Origin of the sequence: Peribacillus folii (genome assembly GCF_030271255.1) — a bacterium.
Taxonomy (GTDB): domain Bacteria; phylum Bacillota; class Bacilli; order Bacillales; family DSM-1321; genus Peribacillus.
In genome coordinates, this window is the sequence record NZ_JASJOM010000003.1 from 194,523 (window position 1) to 220,657 (window position 26,135).

22 protein-coding genes and 1 other annotated feature are annotated in these 26,135 nt (G+C 45.5%); of the genes, 21 read left to right on the forward strand and 1 reads right to left on the reverse strand.

Going from position 1 to position 26,135, the window contains the following annotated elements; genetic code table 11:
* Positions 1-27: 27 nt before the first annotated feature.
* From QNI08_RS06025 to pyrE, 20 genes are all read left to right on the forward strand, one after another.
* Positions 28-297 carry a YlmC/YmxH family sporulation protein gene (locus tag QNI08_RS06025; RefSeq protein WP_285766526.1) on the forward strand — a complete coding sequence of 90 codons (270 nt, stop codon included), beginning with the start codon at positions 28-30 and terminating at the stop codon, positions 295-297.
* Positions 298-352: 55 nt separating this feature from the next.
* Complete coding sequence (pgeF, locus tag QNI08_RS06030) at positions 353-1,180, forward strand: peptidoglycan editing factor PgeF (protein ID WP_285766527.1); 828 nt, start codon at positions 353-355, stop codon at positions 1,178-1,180.
* 2 nt (positions 1,181-1,182) lie between these two features.
* Positions 1,183-1,854: a YggS family pyridoxal phosphate-dependent enzyme gene (locus QNI08_RS06035; protein ID WP_285766528.1), complete on the forward strand. Its 672-nt coding sequence runs from the start codon at positions 1,183-1,185 to the stop codon at positions 1,852-1,854.
* Positions 1,855-1,875: 21 nt separating this feature from the next.
* Complete coding sequence (locus QNI08_RS06040) at positions 1,876-2,340, forward strand: cell division protein SepF (protein ID WP_285766529.1); 465 nt, start codon at positions 1,876-1,878, stop codon at positions 2,338-2,340.
* Between the two features lie 6 nt (positions 2,341-2,346).
* Positions 2,347-2,613, forward strand: a complete 267-nt coding sequence (locus QNI08_RS06045; RefSeq protein ID WP_285766530.1) for a YggT family protein — start codon at positions 2,347-2,349, stop codon at positions 2,611-2,613.
* Between the two features lie 107 nt (positions 2,614-2,720).
* Entirely contained in the window at positions 2,721-3,494 is a 774-nt protein-coding gene (locus QNI08_RS06050; RefSeq protein ID WP_285766531.1) for a YlmH family RNA-binding protein, read from the forward strand.
* A gap of 85 nt (positions 3,495-3,579) precedes the next feature.
* Entirely contained in the window at positions 3,580-4,095 is a 516-nt protein-coding gene (locus QNI08_RS06055) for a DivIVA domain-containing protein (RefSeq protein WP_285766532.1), read from the forward strand.
* A gap of 63 nt (positions 4,096-4,158) precedes the next feature.
* Positions 4,159-4,397: a binding site (T-box leader), on the forward strand.
* An 84-nt stretch (positions 4,398-4,481) separates the two neighbouring features.
* Positions 4,482-7,250 (forward strand): isoleucine--tRNA ligase, encoded by a 2,769-nt coding sequence (gene ileS, locus QNI08_RS06060; RefSeq protein WP_285766742.1) that lies wholly within the window; start codon positions 4,482-4,484, stop codon positions 7,248-7,250.
* 663 nt (positions 7,251-7,913) lie between these two features.
* Positions 7,914-8,384 (forward strand): signal peptidase II, encoded by a 471-nt coding sequence (lspA, locus tag QNI08_RS06065; protein WP_285766533.1) that lies wholly within the window; start codon positions 7,914-7,916, stop codon positions 8,382-8,384.
* The gene (locus QNI08_RS06070) at positions 8,377-9,294 is read left to right on the forward strand and encodes an RluA family pseudouridine synthase (RefSeq protein WP_285766534.1); all 918 of its coding nucleotides are present in this window, start codon (positions 8,377-8,379) and stop codon (positions 9,292-9,294) included. Before lspA ends, QNI08_RS06070 begins: the two co-directional genes overlap by 8 nt.
* A gap of 191 nt (positions 9,295-9,485) precedes the next feature.
* Positions 9,486-10,031, forward strand: coding sequence for a bifunctional pyr operon transcriptional regulator/uracil phosphoribosyltransferase PyrR (gene pyrR, locus QNI08_RS06075; RefSeq protein ID WP_285766535.1), 546 nt, complete (start codon positions 9,486-9,488; stop codon positions 10,029-10,031).
* A 172-nt stretch (positions 10,032-10,203) separates the two neighbouring features.
* A complete protein-coding gene (locus QNI08_RS06080; protein WP_285766536.1) occupies positions 10,204-11,493 on the forward strand; it encodes a solute carrier family 23 protein in 1,290 nt (429 codons plus the stop codon).
* Between the two features lie 201 nt (positions 11,494-11,694).
* The gene (locus tag QNI08_RS06085) at positions 11,695-12,630 is read left to right on the forward strand and encodes an aspartate carbamoyltransferase catalytic subunit (RefSeq protein ID WP_285766537.1); all 936 of its coding nucleotides are present in this window, start codon (positions 11,695-11,697) and stop codon (positions 12,628-12,630) included.
* Positions 12,593-13,879: a dihydroorotase gene (locus QNI08_RS06090; protein ID WP_285766538.1), complete on the forward strand. Its 1,287-nt coding sequence runs from the start codon at positions 12,593-12,595 to the stop codon at positions 13,877-13,879. Before QNI08_RS06085 ends, QNI08_RS06090 begins: the two co-directional genes overlap by 38 nt.
* Entirely contained in the window at positions 13,876-14,982 is a 1,107-nt protein-coding gene (locus QNI08_RS06095) for a carbamoyl phosphate synthase small subunit (RefSeq protein WP_285766539.1), read from the forward strand. The genes QNI08_RS06090 and QNI08_RS06095 overlap by 4 nt, the downstream gene beginning before the upstream one ends.
* Entirely contained in the window at positions 14,961-18,167 is a 3,207-nt protein-coding gene (gene carB / locus QNI08_RS06100; RefSeq protein ID WP_285766540.1) for a carbamoyl-phosphate synthase large subunit, read from the forward strand. The genes QNI08_RS06095 and carB overlap by 22 nt, the downstream gene beginning before the upstream one ends.
* Positions 18,164-18,943 carry a dihydroorotate dehydrogenase electron transfer subunit gene (locus QNI08_RS06105; protein ID WP_285766541.1) on the forward strand — a complete coding sequence of 260 codons (780 nt, stop codon included), beginning with the start codon at positions 18,164-18,166 and terminating at the stop codon, positions 18,941-18,943. The genes carB and QNI08_RS06105 overlap by 4 nt, the downstream gene beginning before the upstream one ends.
* The gene (locus QNI08_RS06110) at positions 18,940-19,881 is read left to right on the forward strand and encodes a dihydroorotate dehydrogenase (protein ID WP_285766542.1); all 942 of its coding nucleotides are present in this window, start codon (positions 18,940-18,942) and stop codon (positions 19,879-19,881) included. Before QNI08_RS06105 ends, QNI08_RS06110 begins: the two co-directional genes overlap by 4 nt.
* The gene (gene pyrF, locus QNI08_RS06115; protein WP_285766543.1) at positions 19,853-20,569 is read left to right on the forward strand and encodes an orotidine-5'-phosphate decarboxylase; all 717 of its coding nucleotides are present in this window, start codon (positions 19,853-19,855) and stop codon (positions 20,567-20,569) included. The genes QNI08_RS06110 and pyrF overlap by 29 nt, the downstream gene beginning before the upstream one ends.
* Positions 20,563-21,198 carry an orotate phosphoribosyltransferase gene (gene pyrE, locus QNI08_RS06120; protein ID WP_285766544.1) on the forward strand — a complete coding sequence of 212 codons (636 nt, stop codon included), beginning with the start codon at positions 20,563-20,565 and terminating at the stop codon, positions 21,196-21,198. Before pyrF ends, pyrE begins: the two co-directional genes overlap by 7 nt.
* Positions 21,199-21,244: 46 nt before the next feature.
* On the opposite strand, the gene QNI08_RS06125 is transcribed toward pyrE, so the two are convergent.
* Complete coding sequence (locus QNI08_RS06125) at positions 21,245-22,966, reverse strand: Rqc2 family fibronectin-binding protein (protein ID WP_285766545.1); 1,722 nt, start codon at positions 22,964-22,966, stop codon at positions 21,245-21,247.
* Between the two features lie 354 nt (positions 22,967-23,320).
* On the opposite strand from QNI08_RS06125, the gene QNI08_RS06130 reads away from it, so the two are divergent.
* Positions 23,321-25,999, forward strand: a complete 2,679-nt coding sequence (locus QNI08_RS06130; protein ID WP_285766743.1) for a calcium-translocating P-type ATPase, SERCA-type — start codon at positions 23,321-23,323, stop codon at positions 25,997-25,999.
* Positions 26,000-26,135 lie beyond the last annotated feature (136 nt).

A 26,135-nucleotide genomic window follows, 5' to 3' on the forward strand; every position in this document is an offset into this window, starting at 1 on the left:
TGATGAAATTATGAGGAGCTGAGTGAGATGACCAGAATTTCCGAATTTCAAATCAAAGATATCGTCAACATAGCGGATGGTAAGAAGCTTGGGAATATGTCGGATCTTGAAATCAATACGGCTACAGGGAAGATTGAGGCAATCGTCGTTTCAAATGGCGCCAGGTTAATGGGTTTATTCGGCAGGGAGCAAGATATTGTGATTCCATGGCAAAAAATAAAAAAAATTGGTGCGGATGTCATTCTTGTCGAACATCAGACAGTATTTCAAGCAGAACTGAAAGATGAACGGTTTTAAAGGTGCAGTGAACAAATATATGATACACTAGACTAAAAATGAAGAGGTTAAAAGCATGAAAGAGCCATTTGTTTTAGTAGATGATCAATATATGCTCATTGACAGCTGGAGACAGCAAAATCTCCAGCTTGTAGCGGGCTTCACCACAAAGAATGGGGGAGTCAGCTCAGGGGATTTTCAAACATTGAATACCGGTTTCCATGTTGGTGATCGCCTGGGGGATGTCCAGGAAAATCGCAGGATTTTGGCAGAAAAGCTTTCTTTTCCACTGGATCGCTGGGTAGGTGCGGAACAGACGCATGAAACGCAAATCCTGCAAGTGACCAGCCTAGATGGCGGAAGAGGCGCAACGGATTATGATACTGCCTTCAAATCAACGGACGGATTTTATGCAAAGGATCGAAATGTTCTTTTGACAATGTGCTATGCAGACTGTGTTCCCCTCTACTTTGCGGCTCCGGCACATGGTATGATCGGTGTTGTGCATGCCGGCTGGAAGGGCAGCGTAAACGGAATAGCAAGAAGAATGGTTGAGGCGTGGCGGGGGAAGGGTATAAAGGAAACGGAGATCTTTGCCGTAATCGGCCCGTCCATTTGCCCGAAGTGCTATGCAGTTGATGACAAAGTGATAGATTTAGTGCAGAATTTGCTGGAAGATAATGACGAAAAGCCATATAATTTAATCAGTGAAGGACAATATCAGCTAGATCTTAAGCGACTCAATGCATTGGTTCTTCAGAAGACTGGGATTCCAAACAGTCAGATTGGCATTACGTCTTACTGTACAAGCTGCGATTCCGACCTGTTTTTTTCACATCGACGGGATAAAGGGAATACAGGCAGGTTAATGAGCTTTATCGGTTGGAAGGAGGATGTAAGGTAATAGTGAAAGTAATCGACAATTTAAATAACATCGAAGAAAAGATAAATTTGGCATGTGAAAATAGCGGCAGGCGCCGTGAAGATATAAAGTTGATCGCCGTGACGAAGTATGTTTCGGTCGAGAGGGCCAAGGAAGCTTTGGAAGCGGGAATCAGCGACTTAGGTGAAAACCGGGATGAAGGTCTCCTGAACAAGTACGAGGTGCTGAAGGACAAGCCAAACTGGCATTATATCGGCTCCTTACAGACACGGAAAGTAAAGAATGTCATCGATAAAGTCACCTATATCCATTCATTGGATCGCATTTCTTTGGCAGAAGAAATTCAAAAACGCGCAAAAGAACCGATAAACTGTTTAGTGCAGGTGAATGTTTCGGGTGAGGAATCCAAACATGGCCTGGACCCAGAAGCAGCAATGGGCTTCATAGAAGAGCTAGCTGCTTTTGATAAGGTGAATGTTGCAGGATTGATGACGATGGCTCCTTTGACGGATGATGGACAAGTCTTACGTCAGTGCTTCCGGAAACTGAAAAATTTGCAGTCGGAGATTCAAGATGCCGGGCTTAAGCATGCGCCGTGCACGGAATTATCCATGGGAATGTCCAATGATTTCATGATTGCCATCGAGGAAGGCGCTACAATGATCAGGATTGGTACAGCACTTGTAGGCGAATAATTTTAAGGAGGTACGCTAAAGATGTCGTTCGTATCAAAATTTAAATCTTATTTCGCACTGGATGACGAGTATGAGTACAAGGATGAAGTGACGGAAGAAGAGGAGGCTGAACGAAAGATCGTGAAGTCAGCAAAACAGCAGCAGCCAGCTTCAGCAGGGAATAATGCCAATCAGAATATCGTAAGTTTGCAAAGCGTCCAGAAATCTTCTAAAGTAGTATTATTGGAGCCTCGTGCCTACGCAGAAGCCCAGGAGGTAGCCGACCATCTTAAGAATAGGCGGGCTGTTGTCGTGAACCTTCAACGGATCCAGCATGATCAAGGCAAGCGGATCATCGATTTTCTGAGCGGGACTGTCTATGCAATCAGCGGGGATATCCAAAAAATCGGAACAGATATATTCTTATGTACTCCTGACAACGTCGATGTTTCTGGTAATATTACCGGCTTCGCCGTCGATGAGGATTATGAAGAAGCGAGGTGGTAATGATTAATGAGTTCAGTGCTTCAAGGTTTATATTACTTAATTGAAATTTATTCAATGGCATTAATCGTATACATATTGATGTCATGGTTTCCAAATGCAAGGGAGACATCCATCGGTCAATTCCTGGAAAGAATTTGCGAACCATATTTAGAGCCTTTCAGAAAGTTCGTACCACCGCTTGGCATGATTGACCTTTCGCCGCTAGTTGCCCTTCTGGTGCTTAACTTTGCGAGTGGCTATGGCATTCATTACCTTCAGACGCTGGTGGGTTAAACCGGATTCTGTGCTACACAGCCGGAAGGTCCTCCGCTGTGTAGTGGCAACAGAGGAATAAAGAAGAACGTCCATTAACTTGATACTTAAGGAGAAATTATACAATCATGAGTATTTATCAGCATTTCAGGCCGGAGGAAAAAGATTTCATCGACCAGGCAATGAATTGGATCGAGCAGGTGAAAAATTCTTACGCTCCGAAATTATCTGATTTTCTTGATCCGCGACAGCAGGAAATCCTTATTTCCTTATTGGGGAATGATCTGGATGCCAAACTGCAGTTTAATGGCGGGAGCGAATTCGTTGAGCGAAAACGTGCGCTCATTTACCCTGATTATTACTCTCCTGAACCATCGGATTTCAATATCTCCTTATACGATATTTCCTATCCAAAAAAATTTGTAACGCTTGAACATAGGCAAATACTTGGGACATTGATGTCACTTGGGGTAAAACGTGAAAAATTCGGTGATATAATCGTGACGGAGGAGCATATTCAGTTCATTGCGGCCGGGGAGATGGATGCTTATCTCACAGGAAATCTCGAGAGGATCGGCAAAGCTTCCGTTGCCATCAAGCAGCTTCCCATCGGAAATATCATCCAGGTCCAAGATAAATGGGAAGAGCTTGTCACCACCGTCAGTTCCCTAAGATTGGATAGCGTGCTTTCCGCCGTGCTTAATATGTCACGGCAAAAAACGCAATCCTTGATAACGTCAGGTAAAGTAAAGGTCAATTTCAAGCAGACGGAAAATGTTTCTGAAGAATGCCGCGAGGGCGATGCCTTATCCATCAGGGGATTTGGCAGATGCAAAATAATGTCGATAGATGGAAAAACCAAGAAGGATAAGTGGAGAATCTCGTTAGGCAGGCAAAAATAATTAAAGATTATGCAGGATTTAAACATTTAATGTCGAATATAGAGTGTTAATATACTAGAGTAGAAACCGTTTTGGAGGTGCCGTAATGCCCTTAACCCCGATAGATATACATAACAAGGAATTCAATAAAGTATTTCGAGGGTATGATGAAGATGAAGTCAATGAGTTCCTCGACCAGGTCATTAAAGATTATGAACTGATTTTGAGGGAGAAAAAAGAACTTGAAGATAAACTGAACGAAACGTATGATCGTTTGGGACATTTTACGACAATAGAGGGCACACTTAATAAGTCGATTGTTGTCGCACAGGAAGCAGCCGAGGAATTAAGGCGCAATGCCCAAAAAGAAGCGAAGCTTATCATTAAGGAAGCCGAGAAAAATGCTGACCGGATCGTCAATGAGTCGCTTGTGAAGGCAAGGAAAATAGCGATGGACATCGAAGATTTGAAAAAACAGTCCAAAGTGTTCCGGACCCGTTTTAAAATGCTTGTCGCTGCACAGCTGGATTTGCTGGACAATGATGATTGGGACCATCTTCTTGACTACGAAGTCGATGCGACTGAAATAGAATTAAATGAAAGAGTGGAAGAGGAAATTTAAACGATTCCTTGACTTTCAACACTTTTTTCGCATATAATTTTTTAACAATACAATTCATGATGACATTAGACGATGACAGGGAAAGTAAATTCTTCACAAACTTATTAATAGCGACCGGGGATGGTGAAAGCCTGGAATAAGCGAAGGATTGAAGATCACCCTCGAGTTCTGAGTTGAACCTGCTTTTGCAGTAAGTAGACGATGCGTTTCATTCACGTTACGAATGCTCAAGAGGTTGGATTCACTTGTGAATCCTTCTAGCAGGGTGGTACCGCGGGAAGCAAAGCTTTCTCGTCCCTTTTTTAGGGATGAGAAGGCTTTTTATTTTGCCTGGATGAGTCTGGGGTTCCTATGAATTTGTGTAAAGACGGATGGAGGATGTAATGATGGAATACAAAGATACCCTATTGATGCCAAAAACGGAATTTCCAATGCGCGGAAATCTACCAAAACGAGAGCCGGAGATCCAGGATAAATGGAAAGAAATGAATATCTATAAGAAAGTTCAAGAGCAAACGGAAGGACGCCCTTTATTCATTTTACATGATGGACCGCCATACGCTAACGGTGACATCCACATGGGTCACGCAATGAATAAGGTTCTAAAAGATTTCATTGTCCGCTTCAAATCAATGAGCGGCTTTCAAGCACCGTACGTTCCTGGCTGGGATACCCATGGCCTTCCAATCGAAACGGCCCTGACGAAAAAAGGTGTAAAGCGGAAAGAAATGAGCGTTGCTGAATTCAGGAAGCTATGTGAAGAGTATGCTTATGGCCAGATCGACAATCAACGCGAGCAGTTTAAAAGAATTGGGGTTCGCGGAGATTGGGATAACCCTTACATCACATTAAAGCCTGAATATGAAGCCCAGCAAATCAAGGTCTTCGGTGATATGGCGAAAAAAGGCTATATTTATAAAGGGAAAAAACCTGTTTACTGGTCTCCTTCCAGTGAATCAGCTCTGGCAGAAGCTGAAATCGAATACCAAGATAAACGTTCTGCATCCATTTATGTAGCTTTTGAAGTGACGGATGGCAAAGGTGTAATCGAAGAGGGCGTTAAAATCATCATTTGGACGACAACTCCATGGACGATTCCTGCCAACCTTGGCATTTCCTTGCATCCTCAATTAAATTACGTTGTAGTTGCAGTCGAGAATGAGAAGTTTTTGATTGCAGAAGCGCTTCTTGAGTCAGTTGCGGAAACGCTAGGCTGGGATAACCCAGCCATCGTGAAAACGGTAAAAGGGAGCGAGTTGGATCGCGCTGTTGCCAAACACCCTCTTTACGGTCGCGAATCTTTAGTGATGCTTGGTGAACACGTTACGACAGAAGCTGGCACAGGCTGTGTGCATACCGCTCCAGGGCATGGTGAAGATGACTTTATCATCGGACAAAAATACGGCCTGGATGTACTTTGCCCTGTGGATGAAAAAGGGGTCATGACAGAAGAGGCAGGGGAATTTGCTGGATTATTCTATGATCAAGCGAATAAACCGATTACAGAAGCATTAACGGAAGCTGGAGCGTTATTGAACTTGACGTTCATCACCCACTCTTATCCACATGACTGGCGGACGAAGAAACCGACGATTTTCCGAGCAACGGCACAATGGTTCGCGTCAATCAAAGACTTCCGCAGTGAACTCCTTGAAGCCATTGAAGAAACGAAATGGGTTCCAGCTTGGGGCGAAACGCGGTTATTCAATATGGTCCGTGACCGCGGAGATTGGTGTATATCCCGTCAACGTGCATGGGGCGTCCCTATTCCTGTCCTTTATGCAGAAAATGGCGAGCCGATCATCACGGATGAAACGATCACCCACATTTCAAACCTGTTCCGTGAACACGGTTCAAACATCTGGTTCGAGCGGGAAGCGAAAGATCTGCTTCCGGAAGGGTTTACCCATGAAGGCAGCCCAAATGGCAACTTCACAAAAGAAACGGATATCATGGACGTATGGTTTGACTCCGGCTCCTCCCATCAGGCTGTCCTTGAAGAACGAGAGGAGCTGCAGCGGCCTGCCGATCTTTATCTGGAAGGTTCCGATCAATACCGCGGCTGGTTCAACTCCTCACTATCAACAAGCGTTGCCGTTACAGGAAAAGCACCATACAAAGGCGTGCTGAGCCACGGATTCGCTTTGGATGGAGAAGGTCGCAAAATGAGTAAATCGATCGGGAATGTTGTCCTGCCATCCAAGGTGATGAATCAGCTTGGTGCAGATATTCTACGCCTTTGGGTCGCTTCTGTCGATTACCAATCAGATGTCAGGGTTTCAGATCCAATCCTTAAACAAGTCTCGGAGGTGTATCGTAAAATCCGCAATACCTTCCGCTTCCTATTAGGGAATTTGGATGGATTCAATCCAAAAACCGATAAAGTGGCAATCGAGGAACTGCCTGAAGTCGATCGATACATGCTCGTTAAATTGAATAAGCTAATCACTCAGTCCAAATCAAGTTATGAAAATTATGAGTTTGCGACCATTTATAATATGGTCAATAATTTCTGTACTCAGGATTTGAGCTCGTTTTATCTTGATTATGCGAAAGACATTTTATATTGTGAAGCACCAAACGGCAAAGAACGTATGGCGATTCAAACTGTCCTATACGAATCATTGGTTAGCTTGACGAAATTGGTGTCGCCAATCCTATCGCATACGGCTGATGAAGTATGGGCGTTCATTCCTGGTGTCACGGAAGAAAGTGTCCAATTGACATTGATGCCTGAGGAAATTTCCGTTGATGATGCACAAGCCATTGAAGAAAAATGGACGGCATTCATGAACGTGCGTGACAATGTACTAAAAGCATTAGAAGAAGCGCGCAATCAAAAAATCATCGGTAAATCGCTGAACGCGAAAGTGATGGTTTACGTGAATGAAGAAACGAAAAACCTGCTCGATAGCATCAGGGAGAGCTTTGAACAATTATTCATCGTTTCAGAATTTGAACTTGCTGGAGATGTGTCAAGTGCACCATCAGAAGCAGTTAAGCTTGAAGACATCGCAATCGTGGTCACAAAAGCTGAAGGTGAAACATGTGAGCGTTGCTGGAATGTTTCCAAGCAAGTTGGCCAAGTGAAAGAGCATCCAACCCTCTGCCCGCGTTGTGCAACAGTTGTCAAAGAGCATTATGTGAATCAATGATTCCAAGTGAAACACGGGACCCTTTATGAAGGGTTCCGGTCAGTTTGCCTACAAAAAGGCTTCGAAATGAACATATTTCGAAGCCTTTTTGATTTATCATTGGAATTTGGGTCAGGTAAGCCCATTCCAGGTTTAATGCATACATGTCATTTTTGCGAAAGGATTCTTTTGTTAGTAAACATGTATAAGATTAATCTCTTTACAATTTCCTTGTTTAAGTGGAAAGCGGCGTGCGAAGTCGAAACTCAAAACTGTCGGCAATTAAGGAAACTGGCTTTTGTTCAAATGCAGATAGAATGGACAAAGTACCGATTGTCCAATATGTGGCAATCACAATTTTCACTTGTTTACGTGAGGCACTTCAGGCAAAAAGCCGAGAAGGCTCACGGACCGCCCGCGGAAAGGGAGGCCTACCGTGGTGTGGAACGATCTAAGGTATAAACTGCAAAACTGTAGACAAACTCCATTATTACAACTTTTTCTACCATGTTGTTGTTCCCTATAAATACGATATGGAATTTCATGTTAATTTAATGGTGAGAATGAAAATAAGGCGCACCCTATAACAGATAATGCTATGCTTTATACTTTTCGTATTAGTCATTATTTCTAGTTTATGCTACAATTCAAAAGTGAAGATTTGATTAGTTTGGGGGAAAAAATGTGTTTTATTATTTAATTGCCCTTTTGGTCATTGCTCTCGATCAGCTGACAAAATGGATGATTGTGAAAAAAATGGAGTACGGAGAAAGCATTGAAATTATTGAAAACCTTCTATATATTACCTCGCATCGTAATCGTGGGGCAGCATGGGGAATTCTACAAGGACAAATGTGGTTTTTCTACATCATCACCATCGCTGTCATTATTGGACTTGTCTACTATATTCAGAAAATGGCAAAGCAAAGCCGTTTGCTTGGAGCGGCCCTTGCCCTCATGCTAGGGGGCGCAATCGGTAACTTCATCGATCGCATCGCTCGCCAGGAAGTGGTGGATTTCGTTCATACCTATATTTTCAGCTACAGTTTTCCGGTATTTAACGTTGCCGATGCATCGCTTTCGGTTGGAGTCGGACTGCTCGTGATTCATATGTTTTTAGAAGAAAAAAACGCTAAGGAGAAAAATAATGGATAAAAGGTTATACAGCATCGATGAAACACTAAAAGGTGTCAGGATTGATAAGGCACTTTCCACTTTGAACGAGGAATGGTCGCGCACGCAAGTCCAGCAATGGATTAAAGATGACCTCGTATTAGTGAATGGCCTGGCCATAAAAACGAATTACAAATCAATCCCTGGAGATACGATCGAAGTGACGATTCCCGACCTTGAGGAATTGGATGCAGTGGCAGAGGAAATGGACCTGGATATCTATTATGAAGATGCAGATGTCCTTGTAGTCAACAAACCGAGCGGAATGGTCGTCCACCCCGCACCTGGACATGTAACAGGTACGTTGGTAAATGGTTTGATGGCCCATTGTAAAGACCTGTCGGGCATTAACGGCGTGATGCGTCCCGGCATCGTCCATCGAATTGATAAAGATACATCCGGTCTATTGATGGTTGCCAAAAACGACATGGCGCATGAAAAACTTGTCCAGCAGCTTGTTGACAAGACGGTCACCCGTAAGTACCAAGCAGTTGTCCATGGCGTGATTCCGCATGATTTCGGAACGATCGACGCACCGATCGGCAGGGATAAAAAGGATCGTCAAAGCATGACCGTGACGGACTCGAATTCCAAAAATGCCGTCACACATTTCCGTGTCATCGAACGCTTTAATGCTTTCACTTTGGTGGAATGTCAATTGGAGACAGGAAGGACACATCAGATCCGTGTTCACATGAAATACATTGGCTTCCCGCTTGCAGGGGATCCTAAATATGGACCGAAGAAGACATTGAAGCTGGATGGACAAGCGTTGCACGCCGGCCTTCTGGGATTCATCCATCCCCGGACAAATGAATATATGGAATTCGAAGCCCCGGTTCCGGAAGAGTTCGAACAGTTAATTCAACAGTTACGCAGAAGTAAGGATTGACAAATCCTCCTTTATGATATATTATAATAACAACTTAACAAGAACCTTTAACACAGTTCAGAGAGACTGAGAAGGAAACGGATACGCGAGTGGGATAATTATACCTACTTCGTCAAAAATCCTCATGCCTTCTTGGCATGAGGATTTTTTGTTGAAGGAACCTATCAGGAAAAAGGACCGAGGTGGCCGAGATGTTGAATGAGAAAGCGATAGTACTTGATGAACAGGCCATTGGCAGAGCCTTGACGAGAATTGCCCACGAGATTATCGAGAAAAACAAGGGAATTGAAGATTGCGTATTAATCGGGATTCGTACCCGCGGGATTTTCCTTGCCGATCGGCTGGCCAGGCGCATCAATCAAATAGAAGGTAAGGCTATCCAGCTCGGTGAACTTGATATTACGCTATATCGCGATGACCTTTCCAAAAAAACGAATGATGGCGATCCCGTCGTAAATGGATCCGACATTCCGGTCAACATCAGCGACAAGAAAGTGATTTTGGTTGATGATGTCCTTTTCACCGGCAGGACCGTCAGAGCGGCAATGGATGCATTGGTGGACCTTGGAAGACCTTCGCAGATCCAACTAGCCGTATTAGTTGACCGAGGGCATAGGGAACTTCCGATACGTGCTGATTTCGTCGGGAAAAACGTTCCTACATCACAGTCCGAGAAAATAACCGTAACACTGACTGAAGTGGATGAAGTAGACCAAGTCACTATATTAGAAAAATAAATAAGCTGAAAATTTCATATAACCCTTTTAAAGACAGTCCAGAGAGGCTGGCAAAGGGGAGTCAATCGGGAAAATGTGTGCCTATCTATGGGTATGCACATTCCGTGAAGCCCTCTTTGTCTAAACAAAGAGGGTTTTTGCCGTTTTAATGCATCATGAGGAGGATACGGAAATGGGAGAAGAGAAACGGGACATCGTACTTGATGTCGAGGATGTGCCAAAGGTTGGTCAATGGATTACACTAAGCATCCAGCATCTGTTCGCCATGTTCGGCGCGACGGTGCTTGTGCCATTCTTGGTAGGATTAAGCCCGGCGGTTGCATTGGTTTCGAGCGGGTTGGGGACATTATCTTACTTACTGATAACGAAGGGGCAGATACCTGCTTATCTTGGCTCATCCTTCGCTTTCATTACGCCGATCATCGCTGCAAAGGCGTTGGGCGGACCTGAGGCCGCGATGATTGGCTGTTTTGCAGCAGGATTCATATATGGGATAGTAGCCTTGGTCATCCAAAAGGCCGGCTTGCGCTGGTTAATGAACATACTTCCTCCAGTCGTGGTAGGTCCGGTCATCATCGTAATCGGGCTAAGCCTTGCCGGAACGGCCGTAGACATGGCCATGTATGATCCGAAGCATGAATACAGCGTGACGTATATAGTAATAGCGCTTATTACATTGGCGGTAACCATCATTTGCAACGTATTCTTTAAAGGGTTCCTTAACTTGATTCCAATATTAATGGGGATCATAGTCGGCTACGGCTGTTCGGCCATTGCGGGAATTATCGATTACGCGCCCATCCAGAAAGCGAAATGGTTTGAAATGCCTGATTTCATGCTCCCATATGTCACCTATACTCCGACCTTCTCATGGGAAGTCATTGCCATCATGGTGCCCGTTGCCATCGTCACCTTATCCGAGCACATCGGACACCAGATGGTTTTAAGTAAGGTAGTCGGCAGAAACTTCTTGGAAAAGCCCGGCTTGCATCGCTCGATCCTGGGTGATGGGGCTGGTATCATGATAGGGTCCTTCATTGGAGGACCGCCGCTGACATCATATGGTGAAAATATCGGAGTTCTGACGATGACAAAGGCATACAGCGTGTATATCATCGGCGGGGCAGCGCTGGCTGCAATCTTCTTTGGCTTCAACGGTAAGATTTCAGCGGTCATCAGTTCGATACCTACAGCGGTTATGGGAGGAATTTCAATCCTGCTCTTCGGGATCATCGCTTCAAGCGGACTGAGGATGCTGGTTGATAATAAAGTAGATTTTGACAAAAAAAGAAACCTGATGATCGCTTCAGTCATTCTGGTATTGGGAATCGGGGGAGCATTCGTGCAGCTTTCGGAAACGGTATCGCTTTCCGGAATGGCACTTTCGGCAATCGTCGGAATCGTTCTCAACCTGATCTTACCCGACCGGAAGAAAATTCCGGAGGATATCTTTGGAAAATAACTAAACCGAATAAAAATAGATCACCTTTTAAAAGAAGTCCAGAGAGGCTTAAAAGGGTGTTGCTGTAAAGATGAATGAGAACGGGATAAAGCTATAGTCACATGCCCTTGTTCTCGCTCGTCTCTATGACCTACACCCTGTCCTTGAAAGGCGGGGTGTTTTATTATGCCCCGCAGCACGATTGTGAAAGGAGCAGGAGTAATGAAAAAATTATTCACAATGAATGAGCTGACCGTAACGGAAATTGAAGGAATTCTCCATGAAGCAGAAACTTTTGCCAACGGGTCGAGCTGGAATCCTAAGCTGCAAACGATGGTTGCCAATCTTTTCTTTGAACCAAGCACACGGACCAAATCAAGTTTTGAAATGGCGGAAAGGAAACTGGGCCTGGAGGTCATCCCTTTTGATGCCGGCACATCATCGGTATTAAAAGGAGAAACCTTGTATGACACGGTCAAAACGCTTGAGGCAATAGGCGTCCATGCCTTGATCATCAGGCATGAACAGGATAATTTTTTTGACGAATTGAAAGAGAAGGTAAGGATCCCGATAATCAATGCCGGAGATGGATGCGGTAATCACCCAACCCAGTCATTGCTCGACTTATTGACGATAAAGCAAGAGTTTGATAGTTTCAAAGGTCTGAAGATTGCGATAATCGGCGATGTGAGGCATAGCCGTGTTGCCAAATCCAATGCTGAAGCATTAACACGTTTAGGGGCAGAGGTCGTATTCTCAGGTCCGCCTGAGTGGTTTGACGGAGACAATGGCTTGGGCAGGTATGAAGACATCGATCAAGCGATAGCGACTTCGGATGTGGTCATGTTGCTCAGGATCCAGCATGAAAGGCATAGTGAACAATACGAGCACGCAAATGGAAACTATCTCAAACGCTATGGCCTGACGAAGAAACGTGAAAAAAATATGAAACAGGATGCAATCATCATGCATCCTGCACCAATAAACCGCGGTGTCGAAATTGACAGTGATTTAGTCGAATGCAGCCGCTCAAGAATTTTCAAACAAATGGAAAATGGCGTGTTCATCAGAATGGCCGTATTGAAAAATGTGCTCGAACAAACCGAAGGGGGAATGTACCATGAAAACTGTCATCAAAAATGGAGTATTGCTAGATAACCATAATTCATTCAAAAAAGCGGACATTGAAATGGAAGGTAAGGTCATCACGAAAATCGGCGAGGATTTGGCAACGGATAATTGCAGCGTAGTGGATGCAAAAGGGATGCTCATTACAGCAGGGTTCATTGACCTCCACGTCCATTTACGCGAACCGGGCGGCGAGCATAAGGAAACGATCGAAAGCGGTACGCTTGCAGCAGCAAGGGGCGGTTTCACGACGGTTGCTGCGATGCCTAACACAAGGCCGGTCCCGGATACGGTGGAGCACTTAGAAGCGCTTAATCGGAAAATCGAAGAAACGGCACATGTACGGGTCCTTCCTTATGCATCGATTACGATAAGGGAAGCGGGCAAAGAATTGACGGACTTTGCTTCCTTGAAACAAACGGGTGCCTTCGCTTTTACGGACGACGGCGTAGGGATTCAAGAAGCGGGGATGATGCTTGAGGCGATGAAACGGGCTGCCGCCCAAGATATGGCGATTGTCGCTCATTGTGAAGATAATAGCTTGATCAACAAAGGCTCCGTCCATGAAGGAAGATTCTCCAAAGAACAGGGAATCAATGGAATTCCGTCTGTTTGCGAAGCTGTACATATTGCCAGGGATATCCTCCTTGCGGAAGCGGCAGACTGCCATTACCACGTTTGCCACATTTCGACGAAGGAATCGGTCAGAATCGTACGCGATGCAAAACGTGCAGGCATTCGGGTCACCGCCGAGGTTACCCCGCATCACTTATTATTGTGTGAGGATGATATACCGGGGCTTGATGCCAATTATAAAATGAACCCTCCATTAAGAGGGCGTGAAGATCGAGACGCATTGATTGAAGGGCTGCTTGACGGAACCATCGATTTCATTGCAACGGACCATGCTCCACATGGAGCCGAGGAAAAAGCACAAGGAATGCAGCTGGCTCCTTTTGGCATAGTAGGGTTGGAAACAGCCTTTCCGCTGTTATATACCGAATTGGTCATAAAGGAAGTTTTGACTTTAAAGCAATTGGTCGACTTCTTGACGATCAAGCCATCTGAAAGCTTCTCCCTTCCATATGGGGAACTGAAGGAAGGTGCTATAGCCGATATCGTGCTCATCGACCTGGAAGTTGAAAAAGAAATTAATGCAGAAGAGTTTGCATCAAAAGGTAAAAATACACCTTTCAATGATAAGAAATGCTATGGCTGGCCGGTCATGACGATTTCTGAAGGAAAAATAGCTTGGGAAAAAGGACGTGTTCAACAATGAAAAGACAGCTAATTTTGGAAGATGGAACGATTTTCCTTGGAGAAGCATTCGGCGGGGACGTGGAAAAAATCGGCGAGGTCGTGTTTAACACAGGAATGACCGGATACCAGGAAATACTTTCCGATCCATCATATTGTGGCCAAATCGTCACACTGACATACCCATTAATTGGTAATTACGGGATCAATCGAGACGACTTTGAATCAATAAACCCAGCGATAGCAGGCTTTATCGTCAAAGAGGCGGCAGACCATCCTTCCAACTGGCGCAGCCAAACATCACTAGATGAATTTTTGAGAATGAAGAACATACCTGGAATAAGCGGAATCGATACAAGGAAGCTGACAAGGATCATCAGGAAATCAGGTGCCCTGAAAGGTGCGATCTGCAACATTAACAAAGATGCCCAAGAAGTCATTTCCCAGTTGAAAGCAACCGTGATCCCAACGAACCAAGTGAAGCAGGTTTCTACGAAAGCGCCATATTCAAGCCCAGGCAGGGGGCACAGGGTCGTTCTTGTTGACTATGGCATGAAGCATGGAATATTACGGGAACTGACGAAGCGCGGCTGTGATGTAGTCGTCGTCCCTTATAACGTCACGGCTGAGGAAGTGTTGCAATACCACCCGGACGGCGTGATGCTTTCTAACGGACCTGGAGATCCGAAAAGTGTACAAGAGACGATTGAAATGATACGCACGATCCAAACAAAAGTGCCGTTATTCGGAATCTGTTTGGGCCATCAACTTTTCGCCCTTGCAAATGGAGCAGATACGGAAAAACTAAAATTCGGCCATCGCGGCTCGAACCATCCAGTAAAGGATCTTCGTACCGGAAAGGTATCCATCACTTCCCAAAATCATGGATATACGGTTGAACCGCTTTCCATCGAGCGGACGGAGCTTATGGTGACCCATAAGGCATTGAATGACGATACAATCGAAGGCCTGCGACATAAGAAATATCCAGCCTTCACGGTACAGTACCATCCTGAAGCTTCACCTGGACCGGAAGACGCCAACTACCTATTTAATGAATTTATACAAATGATCGAGACTGCAACTACCAAGGGGGAAAAAACATGCCAAAACGCAATGATATAAAAAGCATCCTAGTGATCGGCTCGGGTCCGATTGTCATCGGGCAGGCCGCCGAATTCGATTATGCAGGAACGCAAGCATGCATGGCCTTGAAGGAAGAAGGATACCGAGTAATCCTGATTAACTCCAACCCTGCTACGATCATGACAGACAGTGAAATGGCTGATGCGGTTTATATCGAACCGATCACATTGGAATTTGTCAGCAAAATCATTCGTAAAGAGCGTCCTGATGCACTGTTACCTACGCTTGGCGGACAGACCGGGCTGAATATGGCGGTTGAACTGTCAGAAGCGGGAATCCTGGAAGAATGCAATGTGCAGATTCTTGGGACGAAGCTTTCCGCGATTCAGCAAGCGGAAGACCGGGACCTTTTCCGAACTTTGATGAACGATCTTGGGGAACCGGTTCCTGACAGTGACATCATTCATAACCTGGAAGAAGCGTATAAGTTTGTTGAACGGGTAGGTTATCCGGTCATCGTTCGCCCGGCCTTTACGCTTGGCGGAACGGGCGGCGGGATTTGCGATGACGAAGAGCAACTGATCGAGATCGTGGAGGGCGGCCTGAAAAGCAGTCCCGTTCACCAGTGTCTGCTCGAGAAAAGCATTGCCGGTTTCAAAGAGGTGGAATATGAAGTGATGCGTGATTCGAACGATAATGCCATTGTCGTTTGTAATATGGAGAACTTCGACCCTGTCGGCGTCCATACGGGGGATTCAATTGTTGCGGCACCAAGCCAAACATTAAGTGATAGAGAGTACCAAATGCTTAGAAATACATCCTTGAAAATTATCCGTGCCCTGAAAATTGAAGGAGGATGCAATGTTCAGCTAGCCCTGGATCCAAATAGCTATCAATACTACGTTATTGAAGTGAACCCGAGGGTGAGCCGTTCGTCAGCGCTTGCTTCAAAGGCAACCGGGTATCCGATTGCCAAGCTTGCAGCAAAAATCGCGGTTGGCTTGACACTTGATGAAATGATGAACCCGGTCACGGGCAAAACCTATGCGAATTTTGAACCGGCATTGGATTATGTTGTAACGAAAATCCCGCGCTGGCCATTCGATAAGTTCGAAAGTGCCAATCGCAGGCTCGGTACCCAAATGAAGGCGACGGGAGAAGTCATGGCCATAGGCCGTACCTTCGAAGAATCGATCCTGAAAGCTGTGCGTTCCCTTGAAGCCGGCATATATCATCTCGAATTGAATGACGAGTTTGAGGATGAAAAAATTGAAAAACGGATCCGTAAAGCTGGAGATGAGCGGTTATTCTATATCGGCGAAGCGCTAAGAAGGGGCAAAACGATCGAAACCATTCATGAATGGAGCCAAATTGATTTATTCTTCCTCCATAAGCTGAAAAAAATCATTGACTTTGAAAAGGAGCTGCTGGAGCATTCCTTTGATTGTGACGTGCTGCAAAAAGCCAAAGAACTTGGTTTTTCTGACAAAACGATTGCAGAAATCTGGAACGTTCCCGAAATTGAAGTATATGAATATCGGAAACAACGAGGAATCGTCCCGGTATACAAAATGGTCGATACTTGTGCTGCGGAATTCGAATCGGAAACACCGTATTTCTATGGAACATACGAAGATGAAAATGAATCCATCGTAACTGATAAGAAAAGCGTCATCGTCCTTGGTTCAGGTCCGATCCGGATCGGCCAAGGCGTTGAATTCGATTATGCGACTGTACATTCCGTCTGGGCCATCAAAGAAGCAGGCTATGAAGCAATCATCGTCAACAATAATCCAGAGACGGTTTCAACGGATTTCAGCATCTCCGACAAACTTTATTTTGAACCTTTAACATTGGAAGATGTGATGCATGTCATCGATTTGGAAAAACCGGAAGGAGTCATCGTCCAATTTGGAGGACAAACGGCCATCAACCTTGCGGAGGGATTGGTTGAAAGAGGCGTGAAGATACTCGGCACTTCATTGGAAGATCTCGACAGAGCGGAAAACCGCAATAAATTCGAGAGGGCCCTAAAGGATTTGGGCATACCGCAGCCTAAGGGCAAAACCGCTACATCCGTTGCCGAAGCAATCGTCATTGCGGAAGATATCGGCTATCCCGTCTTGGTCAGGCCGTCATATGTACTCGGCGGAAGAGCGATGGAAATCGTCTATAAGCAAGAAGAATTGCTGCATTACATGAAAAATGCCGTGAAAATCAATCCGGACCATCCCGTTCTGATCGATCGCTACTTGACGGGTAAAGAAGTCGAAGTCGATGGGATATCTGATGGAAAAACGGTCGTCATACCAGGGATTATGGAACATATCGAGCGTGCGGGCGTCCACTCGGGAGATTCAATTGCCGTCTATCCGCCACAGAATTTAACGGAAAAACAAAAAGAAGTGATCATCGACTATACAACAAGACTGGCAAAAGGCTTGAATATCATTGGTCTTCTGAACATTCAATATGTCATCAGCAACGATGAAGTATATGTCATTGAAGTCAATCCGCGTTCAAGCAGGACGGTCCCATTCTTAAGTAAAATTACGAATGTGCCAATGGCAAATTTAGCCACGAAGGTAATCCTTGGCCACTCGCTGGAAAGACAAGGTTACCAATCCGGATTAGTGACAGAACAATCGGGGGTTTACGTAAAAGTGCCGGTCTTCTCTTTTGCAAAATTAAGAGGTGTAGATATTTCCCTCGGACCTGAAATGAAATCGACCGGTGAAGTGATGGGAAAAGATAGCACGCTTGAAAAAGCCTTATATAAAGGGCTGGTCGCCTCCGGGTTCAAAATTAAAGGACATGGCTCGGTCTTATTAACAATATCGGATAAGGATAAGCAAGAGGCACTGCTATTGGCAAGACGGTTCCATAATATTGGCTTTAAGCTGATTGCCACAAGCGGTACTGCGTCGCATTTGAAGCAATCGGGCATCCCTGCTGCGATTGTCGGTAAAATCGGCGAAGAAGGCAGAAACCTGCTTGATGTCATCAGAAACGGGGAAGCTCAGTTCGTCATCAATACTTTGACAAAAGGAAAACAGCCTGAACGTGATGGATTCCGGATTCGCCGTGAATCGGTTGAAAATGGAGTGACATGCCTAACATCACTCGATACGGCCGAAGCGATTTTAAGAGTGATCGAATCCATGACCTTCTCTGCAGAAGCGATGGGCAAAATGGAAAAAAGCCGTGAGGTGAGCTATATATGATCAAGAAGGAAAGAATGAAGGTGTTAACTCATAAAGAACTGGCCCCATCCATCTTTGAACTTACCCTGCAAGGTGAACTGGTAGCAGAAATGTACCAGCCTGGCCAGTTTGTCCAAGTCAAGACAACAGAAGGCACAGAGCCATTGTTACGACGCCCGATTTCCATTTCTTCTTATGACAGCAATGAAAAACGGTTTACGATGATATACCGGGCTGAAGGAAAAGGAACGACCCTGTTATCGCAGCGTAAACAGGCTGAAGCGGTCGATATCCTTGGTCCGCTTGGCAATGGGTTCCCCCTTCATGAAGCGAAAGAAGGGGAAACGGTGTTATTGGTAGGAGGCGGGATTGGGGTTCCCCCCCTTTATCAACTATCACAAATGCTCGTCGCCAACGGGGTGAAGGTCATCCATGTATTGGGCTTTCAAACGAAGTCGGCGATCTTTTACGAAAAAGAGTTTAGTGAATTGGGTGATACGTATATTGCCACAGTGGATGGTTCATATGGAACGGCAGGGTTCGTTACGACTGTGATAGACAAGCTCGAGCAGGTATTCACTACGATCTATTCTTGCGGGCCGACGCCGATGCTGAAAGCTTTGGAAGCAGGCTATCGCGAGAAAAAGCTATACCTGTCCCTTGAGGAAAGAATGGGCTGCGGAATAGGCGCCTGCTTTGCCTGTGTGTGCCATACAGGAGATGATCCAGCTGGATTCAGTTATAAAAAAGTGTGCAGTGATGGACCCGTGTTCCGGGCAGGAGAGGTGGTATTATGAGCAGACTTTCAGTTGAGCTACCCGGCTTGCATTTGAAAAATCCGATCATGCCTGCCTCTGGCTGCTTTGGATTCGGTCGTGAATACAGCCAGTTCTTCGATTTGGATGTTCTAGGGGCCATCATGATTAAAGCGACAACACCGGAGCCTAGGTTCGGAAATCCGACCCCGCGTGTTGCGGAAACCTCATCGGGCATGCTGAACGCCATCGGCCTGCAAAATCCAGGCCTCGACAAGGTAATCCATGGAGAGCTGGCTTGGCTTGGAGGGTACGAGGTCCCAATCATCGCTAACGTTGCAGGGTCACAAATAGCTGACTATGTAAAGGTCGCCCGTGAAATCAGTAAGGTTGGGAATGTCAAAGCACTCGAATTGAATATTTCCTGTCCTAACGTAAAGGAAGGTGGCATCGCTTTCGGTACGGTACCAGAAGTTGCCAAAGAGGTTACCAAGGCCGTCAAGGAGGTATCATCTGTGCCAGTATATGTGAAGCTTTCCCCGAATGTCAGTGATATCGTGGAAATGGCCAAAGCGGTAGAACAAGGCGGTGCCGATGGGCTGACAATGATCAATACCTTGGTCGGCATGAGGTTGGATTTAAAAACGGGTAAGCCGATCCTTTCGAACAGGACGGGCGGGTTATCAGGTCCTGCTATAAAACCCGTTGCCCTCCGGATGATTTATGAGGTGAGCCAACAAGTGTCGATTCCGATTATCGGCATGGGCGGAATCGCTACAGCGGAAGATGTCATCGAGTTTTTCTATGCTGGTGCCAGTGCGGTAGCTGTCGGAACAGCGAACTTCGTCGATCCTTTTGTATGCCCGACCATCATCGATGAATTGCCGAAATTGCTGGACGAGCTCGGATATGACCATATTTCACAATGCACAGGAAGGAGCTGGAAGCAGAATGAAGCAGTCGCTAATTATCGCCCTTGATTTTCCTGATATCATCGAAACGGAACGATTCCTGAGTCAGTTCCCGGCGGAAAAACTGGCACTTAAAGTAGGGATGGAACTATTTTATCAAAATGGACCGTCCATCATTTCCTCGATTAAGGAACGGGGCCATGATGTATTTCTTGATTTGAAGCTGCATGACATTCCCAATACGGTCAAAATGGCCATGGCAGGTTTGGCCACTTTAGGTGCCGATATGGTTAATGTACATGCAGCGGGTGGCCAAAAAATGATGGAAGCAGCTTTGGAGGGTCTTGATAAGGGGACTCCTGCAGGGAAAGAACGTCCGTTATGCATAGCGGTAACACAGCTGACGAGCACTTCCGAGGAACAAATGAACATGGAACAAAACATCGCCGGTTCTCTTTCGGAGTCTGTCCTCCGTTATGCAAGGCTTACGCAGCAGGCTGGCTTGGATGGCGTTGTATGCTCCACTCATGAAGTGAAGGAAATCCACGATCGCATCGGCCAAGGATTTCTAACCATTACACCTGGAATCAGAAGTGCCGGCGCCAAGGTGCATGACCAAACTAGAATTGCCACACCTGAACAGGCAAGGGGCTTTGGAGCGGATGCCATCGTCGTAGGTAGAGCGATAACAAAGGCACATGATCCATTGAAGGCGTATTTGGAAATGAAAGCAGCTTGGGAGGGAATAACATGTTAAACGAAACGATTGCCGAACATCTATTGGAAATAAAAGCAGTGTACCTGCAGCCGAATGACCCTTTCACTTGGGCATCAGGAATTCAATCACCGATTTATTGTGATAACCGCTTAACCCTTTCTTACCCAACGGTGCGTACGGAAATCGCGGAAGGATTAAAGGGTTTGATTGAGCAGCATTTCCCGGAAGCTGATCTGATTGCAGGTACCGCTACTGCCGGCATTCCGCATGCAGCCTGGGTGAGCGAAAAATTAAATGCACCGATGTGCTATGTCCGCTCTAAAGCGAAGGGGCATGGAAAGGGAAATCAAATCGAGGGCAGAGCCGTTCCGGGACAAAAAGTGGTGGTCGTGGAAGATTTGATATCAACCGGAGGCAGTGTGATCACCGCTGTAAATGCACTGAAAGAAGCGGGATGCGAGGTTCTTGGAGTCGTTTCGATCTTTACCTACGAATTGGAAAAGGGAAAAGAAAAGTTAAGTGCGGAAGGCATCACGAACCATTCATTGAGCGACTATTCAACATTGATCAAAGTCGCTAATGAAAAAGGATACATCACGGCGGATGAATTGGAAAAGCTTAAAAAATGGCGCGAGAATCCAGCGGATACAGCTTGGATTTCCGCATGAAAATGAAGGCGTCCCAATCACTCATGATTGGGACGCCTCCATTTTTTTACTGTTTTATCGCTTCCTTTAAGCGGATGACAGTATCGGCATCCGGAGTGATGTATACGGTTTGCTGCTGTTCATAGATTACGAAACCGGGCTTGGAGCCATTCGGTTTCTTGACATGGCGGACTTGAGTGAAGTCAACGGGAACAGAGCTCGATTGTTTGGCTTTACTGAAGAAAGCTGCCAAAACGGCTGCCTCTTTTATCGTTTCTTCGCTGGGTGATTCATTTCGGATCACGACATGTGATCCCGGGATGTCTTTCGTATGAAGCCAGATTTCATCCCGGCGTGCAAATTTGTTCGTTAAATAGTCATTTTGTTTATTATTCTTTCCGACAAAAATGAGATCCCCATCTGTAGCATGATAGGTTTCAAGCTGCGGTTTGGCATTGGCAGGCTTTTTCATGCCTTTTTTCTTTTTTTGGCGTATGTAGCCTTCTTCCTGGAGCTCCTCGCGTATTTCCTCTATATCCCTGGGCGAAGCTGATTGAAGTTGCTGGTGCAGGGCTTCGAAGTAGGATAATTCCAATTTCGTCTTTTCGATTTGTTCTTGGACCACTCCGACCGCATTTTTGGACTTTTGGTATTTGGAGAAGTATTTTTGGGCATTATCGGACGGGTTTTTTAACGGGTCAAGCGGAATCGTAATCGTACCTTGCTCCTCATCATAATAATTGGAAACCTCAATCTCCTTCATGCCTTTTTGCATTTGATAAAGATTAGCTGTAAGCAGCTCACCGAACAATTGATACTGTTCACCGCGTTCCGTATCTTTTAACGTACGTTCGAGCTTGCCGATTTTTTTTGAATTCTTTTCGATTTCATTTGAAATGAACCGTTCCACATCCTGGCTCTTCTGTTTAACTCGATCTCGTTCAGCCTTGCCGAAGTAATATCTGTCCAGCATTTCGCTTAATGAAGGAAACGTCCGTTGTGTTTCACCCAGGTGTTCAAGTGGAAGCATATAAAAAACTTCTTTATTGCCATCTTTTTTAATCGTCGCCGTATATTTTTGTGCCGATATTTCTTCAATAAGGCTTGAAAAAGCGGCAGGAAGGGTGATGCTGTTGGCCAAATCAGCACGGTAGACGGCTTCCTTTGCTACTAAAGGTGAAATTCCTGAAAAGCTGGCGACAAGCTGTCTGTCAAGCCTCCCTGCATTGAAATCCAGTTTTTTTCTGATATCGTCTTCCGTGGCCTCGAAGGGATTAATCTTCTCTTGGGCTGGAGGCACTTTATATTCCTGACCTGGCAATATGGCACGGTAACTGTTCACCGCATATGAGACATGCTTAATGCTGTCCAATATCATGTTCCGTTCTTTATCAACTAGTACAATGTTGCTGTGACGTCCCATAATTTCAATGATCAGTTGCTTTTGCGAAATATCCCCAAGCTCATTACGGCCCTTCACTTCCAAAATGATCATCCGATCGAGTTCATATTGATAAACATCTTCTATTGTATAGCCTTCAAGATGTTTTCGCAGAAGCATGCAGAACATGGGTGCTTCTTTTGGATTTTCATAGCTTTCTTCCGTCAATTGCACTCTTGAATAGCTTGGATGTGCTGATAAGAGGAGCTTATGGTTCTTCCCTCCTGCACGAACCACCAATATCACTTCATTTTTGTATGGCTGATGTACCTTGTTGATCCGACCGCCTTTTAATATAGAAGCGATTTCTTCGGTCATCGCTTTTGTAAATAATCCATCGAATGACATTCTATTTTTACTTCCTTTACATAAGATTTTCTATGATACTCCATTTTCTAAATGTGCTAGCATGGTCCGGCAATATTTCTTAATCCTAATTACCGCGTTACTGGAGTTATCAGGCTTGATGCCCTTGCTACTTGCAAGGGTTCGAATAAGCCATAATTATGGGGACCATTCTTCTTTCCGCAATTCTGTTTAATTATAGCATTATTTTGGACGAGTCTGAATAATCATGGAAGAAGAGCAGGTTGTTTTATGTATCGATAAGCGGGCAGGTGTTTGGTGAGTAAAGAAAAAGCGCCTGTTTAAGATGTATACAGGGGCCTATATCATTCTACTCAAAGGGATGTGTGATACTTGATGGAGTTCAAGGAAATGAATAATCAAGAGATGGAAAAAGCGCTTCAAACAAACGTTACACACGGTTTGGACGATGATGAAGTAAAGGACAGGCTGCATAAGCATGGGTACAATGAATTGAAGGAGGGCGAAAAACAGTCAGCCATCCTATTGTTTTTTGCACAATTCAAGGATTTCATGGTCATCGTTTTACTTGCCGCTACCTTAGTATCCGGGATCTTGGGAGAATATATTGATGCGATTGCCATCATGGCGATTGTTTTTTTAAATGGATTGCTCGGTTTCTTCCAAGAACGGAAGGCTGAAAAATCTCTCGATGCCCTTAAGGAAATGGCGGCGCCGCAAGTGAATGTACTACGGGACGGCAGTTGGCTGAAGGTACCTTCAAGAGAGGTTGTCGTGGGGGATATCCTGAAATTTTCAAGCGGTGATAGGATAGGGGCGGATTTACGGATCGTCGGCCATTCAAGCCTTGAAATTGAGGAATCGGCACTTACTGGGGAATCGCTTCCTGCCGTTAAATGCTCCGAACCATTGCTGAATGAGGATGAAGGTATCGGAGATCAGGAGAACATGGCTTTTATGGGGACGATGGTCACAAGGGGGAATGGAGTGGGAATTGTCATCGCTACGGGGATGGACACGGCGATGGGCAAGATTGCCGACTTGCTGCAGACTGCAGAAACGAAAGAAACGCCACTGCAACGCCGGCTGGAGCAATTGGGGAAAATATTGATCATCACCGCCTTGATATTGACGGTCATTGTCGTACTCACAGGCGTCATTCAAGGACATGACCTTTATACGATGTTTTTAGCTGGGGTATCCCTTGCCGTTGCCGCAATTCCGGAAGGCTTGCCTGCCATCGTTACTGTAGCCTTGTCCTTGGGCGTTCAGCGCATGATCAAACAAAAAGCGATTGTCCGCAAACTTCCTGCTGTTGAAACGCTTGGGTGCGCCACCGTGATTTGCTCGGACAAGACGGGGACACTTACGCAAAACAAGATGACGGTTACGAAAGTCTGGAGCGGGGGGAAAACATGGGATGTCAGCGGGACTGGATACAATCCGGTCGGCGAGTTTTCCTTAAGGGGTGTTTCTGTTGCGCCGAAAAACCATAATGCCCTGCTTCAGATCATCACGTTCGGGATGCTCTGTAACAAAGCCGAGTTGAATGAGAAGGGAAAACGGCATGTATTGGACGGAGATCCGACAGAAGGGGCCATGTTGGTCGCGGCGATGAAAGCAGGCTTGACGAGGGAGCACCTCTCCAAAAGGTTTACGATCGTGAAGGAGTTCCCGTTTGATTCAAGCCGTAAAATGATGAGTGTGATTGTGAAGGATGAAAAAGACAATCATTTCGTCATCGTAAAAGGAGCGCCTGATGTTTTGATGGCAAAGTGCGACACGATTCTTTGGGAAGACAGGTCGGAAATATTCAACCGTGAAAATAAGGAAAGGGTGCAGCAGGACATGAATGAGCTTGCTTCACAGGCACTTCGGATGATTGCGGTCGGTTATAAGCCTCTTCCGAAAGGGACGATCCTGCTTCATGAAACGGAAGCTGAGCGTAATTTGACCTTCATGGGACTTCAGGGCATGATTGATCCGCCGCGTCCGGAAGTGAAGCAGGCTGTCAAGGAATGCCGGGAAGCGGGAATCAAAACCGTCATGATCACTGGCGACCATGTCATCACCGCAAAGGCAATAGCTAAAGAATTGGGCATATTAAAAGGAAAAGACCTTGTCCTTGAAGGACGGCAATTGGCCGACATGGATGTAGGGGAGCTTGAGGAAATAGTCGAAAGTGTTTCGGTATTTGCCCGTGTCTCTCCGGAGCATAAATTGAAAATCGTAAAGGCGCTCCAAAATAAAGGACATGTCGTGGCGATGACAGGAGATGGAGTCAATGATGCTCCTGCGATCAAATCGGCGGATATCGGCATATCGATGGGTATAACCGGGACTGATGTTGCCAAGGAGGCTTCTTCCTTGATATTGGTGGATGATAACTTTGCTACGATCAAATCGGCCATTAACGAAGGTCGGAATATATATGAGAACATCCGGAAGTTCATCCGTTATCTGCTTGCTTCCAATGTAGGTGAAATATTGGTCATGTTTTTTGCCATGCTATGTGCCTTGCCCCTTCCGTTGATTCCAATCCAGATCTTGTTCGTGAATCTTGTTACGGACGGCCTTCCTGCCATGGCATTGGGACTGGATTCAGCTGAAGAGGATGTAATGAAACGAAACCCGAGAAATGCCAACGAAGGAGTTTTTGGCAGAGGACTTGGATGGAAGATCATCTCACGCGGCTTCCTAATAGGAATTTCAACACTGATCGCTTTTTATGTCGTATATCGGGCAAACCCGGAAAACCTGGCATATGCACAAACGATTGCGTTCGCCACCCTAGTCCTTGCCCAGCTTATTCATGTTTTTGATTGCCGGAGTGAACGGTCGATTTTCTCTAGAAACCCGTTCGGTAACATGTACCTGGTGGGTGCGGTCCTTTCGTCGCTGTTGCTGATGCTTGCAGTCATGTATGTGCAGCCCTTGCAAACGATCTTCCATACAGTGCCGATTTCAGGAAGGGATTGGCTATTGGTGATAGGAATGGCCTCCATCCCAACTTTTTTATTGGCCGGAACTTTTTTAGCAAGAAAAGCACAGTGAAATATGTTATAATCTTTAAGGTGGTAGAGTCTTGCTCTATTGCCTTTTTATTTTTGCAGTCCTTATTTGCAGGCTAAACTTATGATGCAGCAGCTGATATATAATCAATGTAAGGCGAAATCACTACAATAAGCTT

What these genes read in the sequence shown, in the direction of transcription:
- QNI08_RS06080 (WP_285766536.1), top strand. Translation starts at nt 10,204, where the DNA reads ATGGGAGAAGAGAAACGGGACATCGTACTTGATGTCGAGGATGTGCCA.
- ileS (WP_285766742.1), top strand. Translation starts at nt 4,482, where the DNA reads ATGGAATACAAAGATACCCTATTGATGCCAAAAACGGAATTTCCAATG.
- pyrR (WP_285766535.1), top strand. Translation starts at nt 9,486, where the DNA reads ATGTTGAATGAGAAAGCGATAGTACTTGATGAACAGGCCATTGGCAGA.
- QNI08_RS06085 (WP_285766537.1), top strand. Translation starts at nt 11,695, where the DNA reads ATGAAAAAATTATTCACAATGAATGAGCTGACCGTAACGGAAATTGAA.
- QNI08_RS06110 (WP_285766542.1), top strand. Translation starts at nt 18,940, where the DNA reads ATGAGCAGACTTTCAGTTGAGCTACCCGGCTTGCATTTGAAAAATCCG.
- QNI08_RS06095 (WP_285766539.1), top strand. Translation starts at nt 13,876, where the DNA reads ATGAAAAGACAGCTAATTTTGGAAGATGGAACGATTTTCCTTGGAGAA.
- QNI08_RS06055 (WP_285766532.1), top strand. Translation starts at nt 3,580, where the DNA reads ATGCCCTTAACCCCGATAGATATACATAACAAGGAATTCAATAAAGTA.
- QNI08_RS06130 (WP_285766743.1), top strand. Translation starts at nt 23,321, where the DNA reads ATGGAGTTCAAGGAAATGAATAATCAAGAGATGGAAAAAGCGCTTCAA.
- QNI08_RS06025 (WP_285766526.1), top strand. Translation starts at nt 28, where the DNA reads ATGACCAGAATTTCCGAATTTCAAATCAAAGATATCGTCAACATAGCG.
- pgeF (WP_285766527.1), top strand. Translation starts at nt 353, where the DNA reads ATGAAAGAGCCATTTGTTTTAGTAGATGATCAATATATGCTCATTGAC.
- QNI08_RS06045 (WP_285766530.1), top strand. Translation starts at nt 2,347, where the DNA reads ATGAGTTCAGTGCTTCAAGGTTTATATTACTTAATTGAAATTTATTCA.
- QNI08_RS06040 (WP_285766529.1), top strand. Translation starts at nt 1,876, where the DNA reads ATGTCGTTCGTATCAAAATTTAAATCTTATTTCGCACTGGATGACGAG.
- pyrF (WP_285766543.1), top strand. Translation starts at nt 19,853, where the DNA reads ATGAAGCAGTCGCTAATTATCGCCCTTGATTTTCCTGATATCATCGAA.
- QNI08_RS06050 (WP_285766531.1), top strand. Translation starts at nt 2,721, where the DNA reads ATGAGTATTTATCAGCATTTCAGGCCGGAGGAAAAAGATTTCATCGAC.
- carB (WP_285766540.1), top strand. Translation starts at nt 14,961, where the DNA reads ATGCCAAAACGCAATGATATAAAAAGCATCCTAGTGATCGGCTCGGGT.
- pyrE (WP_285766544.1), top strand. Translation starts at nt 20,563, where the DNA reads ATGTTAAACGAAACGATTGCCGAACATCTATTGGAAATAAAAGCAGTG.
- QNI08_RS06070 (WP_285766534.1), top strand. Translation starts at nt 8,377, where the DNA reads ATGGATAAAAGGTTATACAGCATCGATGAAACACTAAAAGGTGTCAGG.
- QNI08_RS06090 (WP_285766538.1), top strand. Translation starts at nt 12,593, where the DNA reads ATGAAAACTGTCATCAAAAATGGAGTATTGCTAGATAACCATAATTCA.
- QNI08_RS06105 (WP_285766541.1), top strand. Translation starts at nt 18,164, where the DNA reads ATGATCAAGAAGGAAAGAATGAAGGTGTTAACTCATAAAGAACTGGCC.
- QNI08_RS06125 (WP_285766545.1), bottom strand. Translation starts at nt 22,966, where the DNA reads ATGTCATTCGATGGATTATTTACAAAAGCGATGACCGAAGAAATCGCT.